Genomic DNA, 13,225 nt, shown 5'->3' on the forward strand with positions numbered 1-13,225 from the left:
CGGGCGCGCTGGCCGCCGCCGGGCGCGAGGCGGACTGCGGGCTGCTGCTGCGCCAGGGCGTGGCCCGGCCCGCCGCCGAGGTGGCCGCATCCGTGCTCGCCCTGGACGACGCGGGCCGGGAACGGGAGGCGCGCGACCTGCTCGGCGCGTTCGTCCGCGTACGCACACCGCAGGAGGCCGCCGCACTGGCCGGAACCGGCGGCACCCGGCTGCTGCCGCTCCTGCTCGCGGCGGCCCGCGAGGTCTCGGTCGAGCAGGAGTGGGACCTGGTGCACGCGCTGCGGGTGGCGGGCGTGCCGGGGGTCTGAGCTTCCGCGCGCGGCCCGGTCGGATCGGTACGGTGTCCGTTGTGGACCGCTCGGGTGCGAAACATGATCGACTCCGCCGGTTCACGGCGATGGTCTTGCCCCGCCGGACGGAGGGGCTTACGTTCTCCATCCATGCACCGATCTACGTGCGTAGAGAACGCGTGCAGGCTCTCTGACGCCGCGTCGAAGGAGCAGCTCATGTCCCACGTCGTACGCGCCGCACTCGTCCAGGCGACCTGGACCGGCGACACCGAATCCATGATTGCCAAGCACGAGGAACACGCGCGCGAGGCCGCCCGGCAGGGGGCGAAGATCATCGGCTTCCAGGAGGTGTTCAACGCCCCCTACTTCTGCCAGGTCCAGGAGCCCGAGCACTACCGCTGGGCCGAGCCCGTCCCCGACGGGCCGACCGTGAAGCGGATGCAGGGCCTGGCCCGCGAGACCGGCATGGTGATCGTCGTCCCGGTCTTCGAGATCGAGCAGTCCGGGTTCTACTACAACACCGCGGCCGTGATCGACGCCGACGGCTCGTATCTCGGCAAGTACCGCAAGCACCACATCCCGCAGGTCAAGGGATTCTGGGAGAAGTACTACTTCAAGCCCGGCAACGCCGGCTGGCCGGTCTTCGACACCGCCGTCGGCAAGGTCGGCGTATACATCTGCTACGACCGGCACTTCCCCGAAGGCTGGCGTCAACTCGGACTGGGCGGCGCCCAGTTGGTGTACAACCCGTCGGCCACCTCCCGTGGGCTCTCCAGCCACCTCTGGCAGCTGGAACAGCCGGCCTCCGCCGTCGCCAACGAGTACTTCGTCGCCGCGATCAACCGGGTCGGCCGCGAGGAGTACGGCGACAACGACTTCTACGGCACCAGCTACTTCGTCGACCCGCGCGGCCAGTTCGTCGGAGAGGTCGCCAGCGACAAGGAGGAGGAACTCGTCGTACGCGACCTGGACTTCGACCTGATCGAGGAGGTCCGGCAGCAGTGGGCGTTCTACCGGGACCGACGGCCCGACGCCTACGACGGGCTGGTGGAGCCGTGACCGGACTGCACGAGCGCCACCTCGCCGTCAGCCCCGAGTGGCTGGCCCTCTACTACCGCCACCCCCTGGAACTCACCCACGGCGAGGGCCGCCACGTCTGGGACGCGGACGGCAACCGCTACCTGGACTTCTTCGGCGGCATCCTCACCACCATGACCGCTCACGCGCTGCCCGAGGTCACCAAGGCGGTCGCCGAACAGGCCGGGCGGATCATCCACTCCTCCACCCTCTACCTCAACCGCCCCATGGTGGAGATGGCCGAGCGGATCGCCACCCTCTCCGGCATCCCCGACGCCCGGGTCTTCTTCACCACCTCCGGCACCGAGGCCAACGACACCGCGCTGCTGCTCGCCACCGCGTACCGCAGGTCCAACCAGATCCTCGCGATGCGTAACAGCTACCACGGCCGGTCCTTCTCGACGGTCTCGATCACCGGCAACCAGGCCTGGTCGCCCACGAGTCTGTCGCCGCTCCAGACCCTGTACGTCCATGGCGGCGTCCGCACCCGGGGCCCGTACGCCGAGCTGAGCGACGAGGCGTTCATCCGGGCATGCGTCGCCGACCTGGAGGACCTCCTCGGGCACACGCGCAACCCCGCGGCCCTGATCGCCGAACCCATCCAGGGCGTCGGCGGCTTCACCTCCCCGCCCGACGGGCTGTTCGCCGCGTTTCGCGAAGTCCTGGACCGGCACGGGGTGTTGTGGATCTCGGACGAGGTGCAGACCGGCTGGGGCCGTACCGGCGAGCACTTCTGGGGCTGGCAGGCGCACGCCGAGAACGGGCCGCCGGACATCCTCACCTTTGCCAAGGGCATCGGCAACGGCATGTCGGTCGGGGGAGTGGTGGCCCGCGCCGAGGTGATGAACTGCCTCGACGCCAACTCCATCTCCACGTTCGGCGGTTCGCCGATCACCATGGCCGCCTCGCTCGCCAACCTCTCCTACGTCCTGGAGCACGATCTCCAGGGCAACGCGCGGCGCGTCGGCGGGCTCCTCATCGAACGGCTGCGCTCCGTCGCCGCCGGTTCGCCCGCCGTACGCGAGGTGCGCGGCCGGGGCCTGATGATCGGCATCGAGCTGGTGAAACCCGGCACCGACGAGGCCGACCCGGACGCCGCCGCGGCCGTCCTCGAAGCGGCCCGCGCCGGCGGGCTGCTCATCGGCAAGGGCGGCGGCCACAACACCAGCGTGCTCCGCATCGCCCCGCCGCTGACCCTGACCGTCGCCGAGGCCGAGGAGGGCGCGGCGATCCTCGCGGACGCCCTGAACGCGGCGGGCTGACCCGCGCCCGGCGGACCCCGTACGTATACGAACCGCGCGGGGCCGCCCCGGCCGTACGGCCAAGGGCCGTTGAGCCGCCCCGAGTTGAGGAGGTACCCATGAGCCGTACCGTCATCCACGGTGGTCTGGTCATCACCGCGTCCGACGAGATCCACGCCGACGTGCTCGTCGAGGGCGGCCGGATCGTCGCCCTCGCCGCCCACGGAACCGACGCCGCCGAGAGCTGGAACGCCGACCGGAGGATCGACGCGACGGGAAAGTACGTCATCCCGGGCGGGGTCGACGGGCACACCCACATGGAGATGCCGTTCGGCGGGACGTACGCCGCCGACACCTTCGAGACCGGCACCCGGGCCGCCGCCTGGGGCGGCACCACCACCATCGTCGACTTCGCCATCCAGAGCGTGGGCCGCTCCCTGCGCGAAGGGCTCGACGCCTGGTACGCCAAGGCCGACGGCAACTGCGCGATCGACTACGCCTTCCACATGATCCTCGCGGACGTGAACCCGTCCTCGCTCAAGGAGATGGACCACCTCGTCTCCGAGGGCGTCACCTCCTTCAAGCTGTTCATGGCCTACCCCGGCGTCTTCTACAGCGACGACGGCCAGATCCTGCGCGCCATGCAGAAGGCCGCCGGCAACGGCGGGCTGATCATGATGCACGCCGAGAACGGCATCGCCATCGACGTCCTGGTCGAACAGGCGCTCGCCGCCGGGCACACCGACCCCCGCTACCACGGGGACGTCCGCAAGGTCGCCCTGGAAGCCGAGGCCACCCACCGCGCCGTCCAGCTCGCCCGGGTCGCCGGATCCCCCCTCTACGTCGTCCATGTCTCCGCCGACGAGGCCGTGGCGGAGATCGCCGCCGCCCGCCACAAGGGCCTCCCGGTTTTCGGCGAGACCTGCCCCCAGTACCTCTTCCTCTCCACCGACAACCTCGCCGAGCCGGACTTCGAAGGCGCGAAGTACGTCTGTTCCACCCCGCTGCGGCCCAAGGAGCACCAGGAAGCCCTGTGGCGGGGCCTGCGGAACAACGAACTCCAGGTCGTCTCCACCGACCACTGCCCCTTCTGCTTCTCGGGCCAGAAGGAGATGGGCCGCGGCGACTTCTCCAAGATCCCCAACGGTATGCCCGGCGTCGAGCACCGCATGGACCTGCTGCACCAGGCCGTCGTGGACGGCCACATCACCCGCCGCCGCTGGATCGAGATCGCCTGCGCCTCCCCGGCCCGGATGTTCGGCCTCTACCCGAAGAAGGGCACCATCGCCCCGGGCGCGGACGCCGACATCGTCATCTACGACCCGGCCGCCGAACAGACCCTCTCCGCCGAGACCCACCACATGAACGTCGACTACTCGGCGTACGAGGGCAAACGCATCACCGGCCAGGTCGAGACCGTGCTCTCGCGCGGCGAACTCGTCATCGACGGGCGGAAGTTCGCCGGCCGCGCCGGGCACGGCATGTACACCCCCCGCGCCACCTGTCAGTACCTGGGCTAGGAGATCCCGCCATGGACTTCGGACTCGTCCTCCAGACCGACCCGCCCGCCTCGCAGGTCGTCGGCCTGATGCGCCGTGCCGAGCGCAACGGCTTCCGCTACGGCTGGACCTTCGACTCGGCGGTGCTCTGGCAGGAACCGTTCGTCATCTACAGCCGCATCCTCGAGCACACCGACCGGCTGATCGTTGGCCCGATGGTCACCAACCCGGGCACCCGCACCTGGGAGGTCACCGCCTCCACCTTCGCCACCCTCAACGACATGTACGGCAACCGCACCGTCTGCGGCATCGGACGCGGCGACTCCGCGATGCGCGTCGCGGGCCGCAGGCCCAACACCCTGGCCCGCCTCGGCGAGGCCATCGACGTCATCCGGGACCTCGCCGAGGGCCGGGAGGCGACGGTCGACGGGCAGCCGGTGCAGATTCCCTGGGTGAAGGACGGGCGGCTGCCCGTGTGGATGGCGGCGTACGGACCCAAGGCCCTCGCCCTGGCCGGGCAGAAGGCCGACGGCTTCATCCTCCAGCTCGCCGACCCGTTCCTCACCGAGTGGATGATCAAGGCGGTACGGGACGCGGCGGCCGACGCCGGACGGGACCCGGACTCCGTCACCATCTGCGTCGCGGCCCCCGCCTACGTCGGCGACGACCTCGACCACGCCCGGGAGCAGTGCCGTTGGTTCGGCGGGATGGTCGGCAACCATGTCGCGGACCTGGTCGCCCGCTACGGCGAGCACTCCGGTCTGGTCCCCGAGGCGCTGACCGCGTACATCGCCGGACGCTCCGGCTACGACTACAGCCACCACGGCCGCACCGGCAACCCGGACACCGCCTTCGTCCCGGACGAGATCGTCGACCGGTTCTGCCTGCTGGGCCCCGCCGAGGCGCACATCGAGAAGCTCCAGGCACTGCGGGACATGGGTGTCGACCAGTTCGCGCTGTACAACATGCACGACGCCCGCGAGACGACCATCGACGCGTACGGGGCCGAGATCATCCCGGCGCTGACCGCCTGACCGCCTGACCGCCTGGCCGGCTGACCGCCTGAACGACCCGGCTGATCGAGCAGCCGACCGGCCTTCCCTCCCCGCTGTTCGCACGCACCCGCCCGCACCAGCCCGCACTGCCCCCGCACCGCCCCGCACGGCACCGCTCCCGAGCGAAGGGCCCGACCACCATGACCGCCACCGTCCCACCCACCCCACCCCCGTCCCCGAACTCTCCGAACTCTCCGAACGACGCGATACCCGGCCCGGCCGCCTCCGACCGGGTCGAACTCGCCCAGGGCTACGTCCCCGACGACCCCCGCTTCGCCAACGAGGACCTGCTGCCCGTTCCCGTCGAGCGGCGCACCTGGACGACGTACAACTTCGCGGCCCTGTGGATCGGCATGGCCCACAACATCCCGTCCTGGCTGCTCGCCTCCGGTCTGGTGGCGCTCGGCATGGACTGGAAACAGGCCGTGTTCACCATCGCGCTCGCCAATGTGATCGTGCTGGCCCCGATGCTGCTCACCGGGCACGCCGGGCCGAAGTACGGCATCCCCTTCCCGGTCCTGGCCCGCGCCTCCTTCGGGCTGCGCGGCGCCAACCTCCCCGCCCTGATCCGGGCCGCCGTCGCCTGCGCGTGGTTCGGCATCCAGACCTGGATCGGCGGCGTCGGCATCTTCACGCTGCTCGGCAAGATCTTCGGCGGCTGGGCCGGGGCCGGGGAGATCGGCGGGCAGCCCTGGACGCTCTGGCTCTGCTTCGCCCTCTTCTGGGCGCTCGAACTGGCCATCATCTACCGGGGGATGGACACCCTGCGCCGCTTCGAGAACTGGGCGGCGCCCTTCGTCCTGGTCGGGGCGGTCGTCCTGCTCGTCTGGGTCGCGGTCAAGGCGGGCGGTTTCGGCCCGCTGCTGGACCAGCCGTCCGCGCTCGGCTGGGGCGCCGACTTCTGGCCGGTCTTCTTCCCGTCCCTGATGGGCATGATCGCCTTCTGGTCGACGCTCTCCCTCAACATCCCCGACTTCACCCGCTTCGGCGCGGGCCAACGCGCCCAGATCCGGGGGCAGTCGCTCGGCCTGCCGACCACGATGACGTTCTTCGCCCTGCTCTCGGTCTTCGTCACCTCCGGCTCGCAGGCGGTGTACGGGATGGCCATCTGGGACCCGGTCCAGCTCGTGGCCCGTACCGACAACGTCTTCGGGCTGGTCTTCGGTCTGGTCACCGTGCTGATCGCGACGATCTCGGTGAACATCGCGGCGAACGTGGTCTCACCGGCGTACGACCTGGCGAACCTCGCGCCGAAGTTCATCAGCTTCCGCACCGGGGCGCTGATCACGGGCGTGATCGGGGTGGTGATCATGCCGTGGAAGCTCACCGAGACCCCGGAGCTGTACATCTTCACCTGGCTGGGGCTGGTGGGCGGGCTGCTCGGCACCGTCGCGGGCATTCTGATCGCCGACTACTGGATCGTCCGCCGCACGGTCCTGGACCTGGCCGACCTCTACCGGCCCGGCGGCCGCTACTGGTACCGGAGCGGCTGGAACTGGCGGGCGGTGGCGGCCTTCGTGGTCGGCGGTGTCCTCGCGGTGGGCGGTTCGCACTCGGCTCCCGGCAAGGGCCCGTTCCCCGCCGACGGCCTGATCCCGTTCCTGAAGCCGCTCGCCGACTACGGCTGGGCGGTCGGGCTCGCTTCCTCGCTGGTGCTGTACGTGGCGCTGACCCGCCGGGGGAGCGGGGCGGCGACGGGCTGAGCGGACGTCGCGCCGGTGCCGAGCCACTTCAGCCCGTCCAGGAGGAAGGTGTTCTGGGCGGCGGAGTCGAAGGTCGACGACAGCGGCGTATCGGTGGCGTAGTCCATCGCGTTGTGGCCGAAGTTGGCGTACAGCATGCGGTAGTCGTGGTTGGTCCACACGATCGGGTAGTCGCCGCTGTACCAGCTCTGATCGGGGTCCGTGCCCAGCGGGAAGCTCACCGGGTCGACCGAGGCCAGCACGTCGATGGCGGGGTCGGCGCGCAGATCGCGGCTCCAGCTGTACCACTCGCTCACCGACGAGGTGAACGTGCCCGGCAGGTGTTCCGTCGACGGGTGGGTGCGGTGGTCCGTGTGCAGCGTCGCGGTGGTGGGGCCCCAGGTGTTGGTGGCGAAGTCGCCGCTGCCCAGGAACTGCTCGTAGTACCAGGGCCAGTTCCGGGCGTCGGTGGTGAACGCCGCGACATGGAAGCCCATCCAGGCCCCGCCGCCGCGCATGTACGCCTCGAAGCCCGCGCGTTGGGCCGCTGACTGCGGGGCGTCGTCGAGGAAGAGCACCACCTGGTACTGCTTCAGCGCCGCGCTGTCGGTGAGCAGGTTCCAGTTGTTCGTCGCGGTGTAGGTGAATCCGTGCTCCGCGCCCTGCCTCGGGAACCACTCGTTGGCTTCCTTGACGAAGCTGATGTGGGCCGCGTCCCAGGTGCCGTTGTAGAACGCGACGACCTTGAACGGCGCTGCGGCGGAGGACGATCGAGGAGCCGCGCCGGCCGGTGACACGAGAAGTCCCAGCAGCAGGGCGAGGAGGGCGAGGAGTGACAGGCCGGCGCGCGAGCGGCCGTGGGGGGCCTGGGGCATGGGTGGGGTCCTTTGTTCGTCCATGTGGCGACCGTTCCACCATGTGATTAAGAAGTGAACGGAACAACGTGTCAAGGCTTTGGTCCGGACCAGCCCGGAAGTGGTGGTGATTCGCCGATGCGCGCCTGGGGAGCGGGAGTTGATGCCGATCATCGCGGGCGTAGGTGGATTCACCTTCCGTACGCGCGGTCTTGACGTGTCCACGGAACGGGCCTAACTTCACGGCCTGAAGTAAGCCCCCCGCGCCCGCAGGAGACACATATGAGAATGCCGGCCACCCCCACGGCCCGCGGCTCGCGCCGCGACGGACACAGACCCCGGCGCCGATCCGTGCCGCTGCTGGCCCTCGGCGGACTGGTGGCCTCCATGCTCACCGCCGTCGTCGGCGCCCCCTCCGCCCAGGCCGCCGAACTCCCCACCGGTTGGGCCACCGTGACGGCAGGCCACAGCGGCAAGTGCGTGGACGCGGCCGCCGCCGGAACCGCCGACGGCACCGCGGTGCAGCAGTACACCTGCAACGGCAGCACCGCCCAGCAGTGGCAGTTCCGGTCCGTCGGCGGGGGATACGTCCGGGTCGACAACCGCAACGACGCGACGAAGAGCTGGGACGTGACCGACGTCTCCACGGCCGACGCCGCGCCCGTGCAGCTCTGGTCGTACTCCGGCGGCGGCAACCAGCAGTGGCTGCCCGTGGAGGAGCCCGGCGGCTCCTTCCACTTCGTGAACCGCAACAGCGGCAAGTGCCTGGACGTGCCGTCCGCCTCCACTGCCGACAGCGCCCGCATCCAGCAGTACACCTGCAACGGATCGGCCGCGCAGTCCTTCACCGTGGGCGCCACCGACGTACCGAACCCGCCCGGCACCCCCGACTTCGGCCCCAACGTCACCGTCTTCGACCCCACCACGCCTCGGGCCGTCATCCAGAACAAGCTGAACCAGGTCTTCGCCCAGCAGGAGACCAACCAGTTCGGCTCCCAGCGCCAGGCCCTCCTCTTCAAGCCCGGCAGCTACGACGTGGACGCGAACGTCGGCTTCTACACCCAGGTCGCCGGTCTCGGCCTGTCGCCCGACGACGTCACCATCAACGGCGGCGTGCACGCCGAGGCCGACTGGTTCCAGGGCAACGCCACCCACAACTTCTGGCGCTCCGCCGAGAACCTCTCGGTCAACCCGCCGAGCGGCACCGACCGTTGGGCCGTCTCGCAGGCCGCCCCGTACCGCCGCATGCATGTGCGCGGCAACCTCCAGCTGGACGACGGTGGTTGGTCCAGCGGCGGCTTCATGGCCGACTCCAAGATCGACGGCCAGGTCCGCTCCGGCACTCAGCAGCAGTGGCTCTCCCGCAACAGCCAGTGGAACAGCTGGACCGGCTCCAACTGGAACATGGTCTTCGTCGGCGACGTCAACGCCCCGGCCAACAGCTTCCCCAACCCGCCCTACACCACCGTCGACCGGACGCCCGTCAGCCGCGAGAAGCCCTTCCTGTACGTCGACGGGGCCGGCGCCTACCAGGTCTTCGTACCGGCCCTGCGCACCAACTCTCAAGGCACCACCTGGGCTTCGGGAACGCCCGCCGGACAGTCGCTGCCCATCGGCCGGTTCTTCATCGTGAAGCCGGGCGCCACCGCGACCCAGATCAACGCGGCGCTCGCGGAGGGCAAGAACCTGCTCTTCACCCCGGGCGTCCACCGCCTCGACCGGACGATCGACGTCACCCGCGCCGACACCGTCGTCCTCGGCCTCGGACTCGCCACGATCGTCCCCGAGAACGGCATCACCGCCATGAACGTCGCCGACGTCGACGGCGTCAAGATCGCCGGGCTGCTGATCGACGCGGGCACCGTCAACTCCCCGACGCTGATGCAGGTCGGACAGCCGGGAGCCACCGCCCGGCACACCGCCAACCCCACCTCGCTGCACGATGTCTTCTTCCGCATCGGCGGGGCCGCCGTCGGCAAGGCCACCCAGAGCCTGGTCGTCAACAGCTCCGACGTCATCGGCGACCATCTGTGGCTGTGGCGCGGCGACCACGGCAGCGGCATCGGCTGGAACACCAACACCGCGGCCACCGGTCTCGTCGTCAACGGCACGGACGTCACGATGTACGGGCTGTTCGTCGAGCACTACCAGCAGCACCAGGTCATCTGGAACGGCAACGGCGGCCGCACGTACTTCTTCCAGAACGAGATGCCCTACGACCCGCCCGACCAGGCCGCCTGGATGAACGGTTCGACGCGCGGCTACGACGCCTACAAGGTCTCCCCGTCCGTCACCCGCCACGAGGCGTGGGGCCTGGGAAGCTACTGCTTCTTCAACGTCAACCCGTCCGTGGTGGCGGAGCGCGCCTTCGAGGCGCCGAACACGGCGGGGGTGCGGTTCCACAACATGGTCACCGTCTCGCTCGGCGGGACCGGCACGATCAACCACGTCATCAACAACACGGGAGGACCGTCCAACTCCGGCAGCAACGTGGCCAACCTGGTGGCCTATCCGTAGCGGTACGAGAGCTCCGGGCGGCGGGTCATACGGGCTTGATGCTGCGGCCCAGCAGGGCCGTGACGTCCACCGTCTCGTCCGCCGAGGGAGTGGCCGTGGGCACCGGCCGGTCGAAGCCGGAGAAGTCCACGGTCCCTTCCTCGTCGGCGTTGCGCACGGTGATCCGCACCGGGTACGGCGTGCCCTCGGCGGCCACGTAGGCCGTCAGCCGCTCGTCGCCCGAGGCGAAGGTCACCGGAACGGCGGGCGCGCCGTTCACCTCGGTTTTCGCGCCCTTGGTCAGGGCGCCCCGGTCGGCGGTGGCGGCGTTGTCCGTGATCAGCTCGCGGAAGGTGTCGAGATCGCAGACCTCGGTGACGCTGAGCAGCCGGGGATCGTCGGCCTTCGCCTTCATGTAGCGGCCATCGAGGATCGCGTCGAAGGTGGAGCCGCCGATCGGCACATGGTTCTTCCAGAAGGCGGCGTCCGGCTTCAGCCAGACGTCGCCGCCGCGCTTCACGATCTCCACCGAACCGTCGTCGCCCATGTCGACCCCGCCGGCGCAGTTCCCCTCGCGGTCCAGGGTGAGGTCCAGGCTCTGGTCCGCGTCGGCTCCGTCGATACTGCCGCGCGCGCTCAGGTGCAGGGACTTCACGTCGAGCAGGGCGTCGCGTGAGCGTTCGACGATCTCCTCGGCGCTCAGTGAGTCGATGTCGTCATCGGCCTGCGCGACCACACCACTCGTCAGGGTGAGGGCTATGGCCGCGGCCCCGGTCGCCGCACGCGCGGCCCAACGGTGTCCGCTCACATCGCCTCCTCGAAAACGCCCCGGTCAGGGGGTGCGCTCCATGAGAACCGGCACATTCGAGCGTACGCCGAGAGCGGGGGAGCCGCCCGGCGCGCACACGGAGCGTCAGGAGTGAAGGCGTTTCTCGTTACGGAGGGTGGGCAGAGCTGCGGTGATCCCGACCGGGGTCACCGCAGGAACACACCACGAAGGAGAACCATGAAGCTGTTCACGGGGAAGAGGCCGGTCACGCGGAGCGAGCGGTTCCGGTCGGCCCGGCGGACCGTCGCCGCCGCCACCATGGCGGCCGCGCTGGCGGTCCCGGTCACCGCCGTGACCGCGACCGCTGCCCCGGCCGCGATTCCGCCCGGCCTCTCCTGCGACACCGGCAAGCACGCCATCGACGAGTACACCGGCTTCGCGCTCTGTCGCAACAACGGCAGCCAGACGCAGACCTTCTGGGTCCATCTGGTCTGCGGCTGGGCCCCGGACGTCGACGGCAACCACGTCACCCTGAGGCCCGGCGAGTCCGGCCAGTCCACCGCCCACTGCGGGAAGATCGGCACCGGAATCGGCGAGATCCACGTCCGCCCGTGACACCGGGGCCGTAGCGCCGTAGCGTCCCACGGCCGCCGCAGCCCGAACGGCCGGAACGGCCGCACCGGTTGAGCGTGCCGCCTCCTCTCGTTACCCTCCAGTAAGTAGCCGTGGGCGCAGCCGGGACGACCGGCCGGCCCCGCGACACGAGGGAGGCGGCACGCCCATGTCCTCAGCGGAGCCCACCGAGCAGACCGGCCCGGCCGTACGGAATCCCGGTCGCGCACCCCGCACGACCGGCCCCGCCGCGCCGCCGCTGCCCGGACTCGCGGAGAGCGTCCGCCGGCTCGCCGACGCCACCACCACCTCCACCGCACTGGTGGCCGACGCCCTCGCCCGCATCGAGGCCACCCAGCCCACCCTCAACGCCTTCCGCCACCTGCGGACCGAAGCCGCCCTCGCCGAGGCGGCGGAGGCCGACCGCAGGCTCGCGGCGGGGGAGCGGCTGCCTCTGCTGGGCGTGCCGGTCGCCGTCAAGGACGACACCGATGTGGCGGGCCTGCCCACCCACTTCGGCTGCGACGGCGAACTGCCCCCGGCCGTGTCCGACAGCGAGGCGGTCCGCCGGCTGCGCGCCGCCGGAGCCGTCGTCGTCGGCAAGACCAACTCCTGCGAACTGGGCCAGTGGCCCTTCACCGAAGGACCCGCCTTCGGCGCCACCCGCAACCCGTGGAACACCGCGCACACCCCGGGCGGCTCCTCCGGCGGCTCCGCCGCGGCCGTCGCCGCCGGACTCGTCCCCGCCGCCCTCGGCTCGGACGGCGCCGGATCCGTGCGCATCCCCGCCGCCTGGACGCACCTCGTCGGCATCAAACCGCAGCGCGGCCGGATCTCCGTCCACCCGCACAGCGACGCCTTCCAGGGGCTCACCGTGAACGGCCCCCTCGCCCGTACGGTCGCCGACGCCGCGCTGCTGCTGGACGCCGTCGCCGGAGCCCACCCCGAGGACTTCCACCGCCCGCCCGCCGTGCGCGCCGCCGACGCCGCCCGCCGCGACCCGGGCCGCCTCCGCATCGCCCTGGCCTGGCGTCCCCCGCTCACCCTCACCGGCGCCGGACCGGACCCCGAGGTGCGCCGGGCCGTCGCCGCGCTCGCCGAGACCCTCGCCCGGCTCGGCCACCACGTCGAGGAGGCCCGCCCCCGGTACGGGCTGATCGGCCTCGCCTTCGTGCCCCGCGCCACCGCGGGCATCGCCGAATTCGCCGCCCGCCACCCCGAACCGGCCCTCCTCGACCCGCGCACCCGCAGCGCCCTGCGGACCGGGACGCGGTTGGGCGGGCGGGTGGTGCGGGCGGCCAGGGCCCGCGAGGTACGCCAGCACCGCAGGATCGGCGCCCTCTTCGACTCGTACGACGTCCTCCTCACCCCGACGACCGCCGCGCCTCCGCCCCGTATCGGCACCTTCGACCGGCTCAGCGCCTGGCGCACCGACGTCACGATGGCGGCCGCCTGCCCGTACGCCTGGCCGTGGAACGTCCTCGGCTGGCCCGGCGTGAACGTCCCGGCCGGCTTCACCCGCTCCGGCCTCCCGGTCGGGGCCCAACTCCTGGGCCCCTCCCGCAGCGAGGAGCGGCTGATCGCGCTCGCCGCCCAGCTGGAGGACGACCTGCGCTGGTACGAGCACCGGCCGCCGGTCTGACGGGCAGG

At 71.0% G+C, this 13,225-nt stretch carries 9 protein-coding genes and 2 pseudogenes; 9 read left to right on the forward strand and 2 right to left on the reverse strand.

The annotated features are described in order from the left end of the window. The 6 genes and pseudogenes from G3I54_RS34205 to G3I54_RS34230 all read left to right on the forward strand — a co-directional run. Positions 1-308, forward strand: a pseudogene (locus G3I54_RS34205) (hypothetical protein); the annotation flags it as partial. A 198-nt stretch (positions 309-506) separates the two neighbouring features. Continuing rightward, positions 507-1,349, forward strand: a complete 843-nt coding sequence (locus G3I54_RS34210) for a nitrilase-related carbon-nitrogen hydrolase (RefSeq protein WP_164620628.1) — start codon at positions 507-509, stop codon at positions 1,347-1,349. Further along, positions 1,346-2,629, forward strand: a complete 1,284-nt coding sequence (locus G3I54_RS34215) for an aspartate aminotransferase family protein (protein ID WP_164620630.1) — start codon at positions 1,346-1,348, stop codon at positions 2,627-2,629. Before G3I54_RS34210 ends, G3I54_RS34215 begins: the two co-directional genes overlap by 4 nt. Positions 2,630-2,727: 98 nt before the next feature. Then, positions 2,728-4,128, forward strand: a complete 1,401-nt coding sequence (gene hydA, locus G3I54_RS34220; RefSeq protein WP_164620632.1) for a dihydropyrimidinase — start codon at positions 2,728-2,730, stop codon at positions 4,126-4,128. 11 nt (positions 4,129-4,139) lie between these two features. Beyond that, entirely contained in the window at positions 4,140-5,141 is a 1,002-nt protein-coding gene (locus G3I54_RS34225) for a TIGR03842 family LLM class F420-dependent oxidoreductase (protein ID WP_164620633.1), read from the forward strand. Positions 5,142-5,302: 161 nt separating this feature from the next. After that, positions 5,303-6,865, forward strand: coding sequence for an NCS1 family nucleobase:cation symporter-1 (locus G3I54_RS34230; protein WP_164620635.1), 1,563 nt, complete (start codon positions 5,303-5,305; stop codon positions 6,863-6,865). Between the two features lie 5 nt (positions 6,866-6,870). Here G3I54_RS34230 and G3I54_RS34235 read toward each other — a convergent pair. Further along, positions 6,871-7,719 (reverse strand): annotated as a pseudogene (locus tag G3I54_RS34235) (ThuA domain-containing protein); the annotation flags it as partial. A 261-nt stretch (positions 7,720-7,980) separates the two neighbouring features. On the opposite strand from G3I54_RS34235, the gene G3I54_RS34240 reads away from it, so the two are divergent. Continuing rightward, positions 7,981-10,215, forward strand: coding sequence for an RICIN domain-containing protein (locus tag G3I54_RS34240; RefSeq protein ID WP_203687629.1), 2,235 nt, complete (start codon positions 7,981-7,983; stop codon positions 10,213-10,215). Positions 10,216-10,240: 25 nt separating this feature from the next. Here G3I54_RS34240 and G3I54_RS34245 read toward each other — a convergent pair whose 3' ends face one another. Then, complete coding sequence (locus G3I54_RS34245) at positions 10,241-11,002, reverse strand: hypothetical protein (RefSeq protein ID WP_164620639.1); 762 nt, start codon at positions 11,000-11,002, stop codon at positions 10,241-10,243. 279 nt (positions 11,003-11,281) lie between these two features. On the opposite strand from G3I54_RS34245, the gene G3I54_RS34250 reads away from it, so the two are divergent. Together G3I54_RS34250 and G3I54_RS34255 are read left to right on the forward strand one after the other, a co-directional pair. Further along, entirely contained in the window at positions 11,282-11,578 is a 297-nt protein-coding gene (locus G3I54_RS34250; RefSeq protein WP_239144723.1) for a hypothetical protein, read from the forward strand. 166 nt (positions 11,579-11,744) lie between these two features. After that, positions 11,745-13,217, forward strand: coding sequence for an amidase (locus G3I54_RS34255; protein ID WP_164620643.1), 1,473 nt, complete (start codon positions 11,745-11,747; stop codon positions 13,215-13,217). Positions 13,218-13,225 lie beyond the last annotated feature (8 nt).

The organism is Streptomyces sp. SID14515 (assembly GCF_010548505.1).
GTDB lineage: Bacteria > Actinomycetota > Actinomycetes > Streptomycetales > Streptomycetaceae > Streptomyces > Streptomyces caviscabies.

Bases quoted from the DNA above. Each gene is read 5' to 3' on its own strand.
- G3I54_RS34210 (WP_164620628.1), top strand. From the start codon at position 507: ATGTCCCACGTCGTACGCGCCGCACTCGTCCAGGCGACCTGGACCGGC.
- hydA (WP_164620632.1), top strand. From the start codon at position 2,728: ATGAGCCGTACCGTCATCCACGGTGGTCTGGTCATCACCGCGTCCGAC.
- G3I54_RS34225 (WP_164620633.1), top strand. From the start codon at position 4,140: ATGGACTTCGGACTCGTCCTCCAGACCGACCCGCCCGCCTCGCAGGTC.
- G3I54_RS34230 (WP_164620635.1), top strand. From the start codon at position 5,303: ATGACCGCCACCGTCCCACCCACCCCACCCCCGTCCCCGAACTCTCCG.
- G3I54_RS34240 (WP_203687629.1), top strand. From the start codon at position 7,981: ATGAGAATGCCGGCCACCCCCACGGCCCGCGGCTCGCGCCGCGACGGA.
- G3I54_RS34250 (WP_239144723.1), top strand. From the start codon at position 11,282: ATGGCGGCCGCGCTGGCGGTCCCGGTCACCGCCGTGACCGCGACCGCT.
- G3I54_RS34255 (WP_164620643.1), top strand. From the start codon at position 11,745: ATGTCCTCAGCGGAGCCCACCGAGCAGACCGGCCCGGCCGTACGGAAT.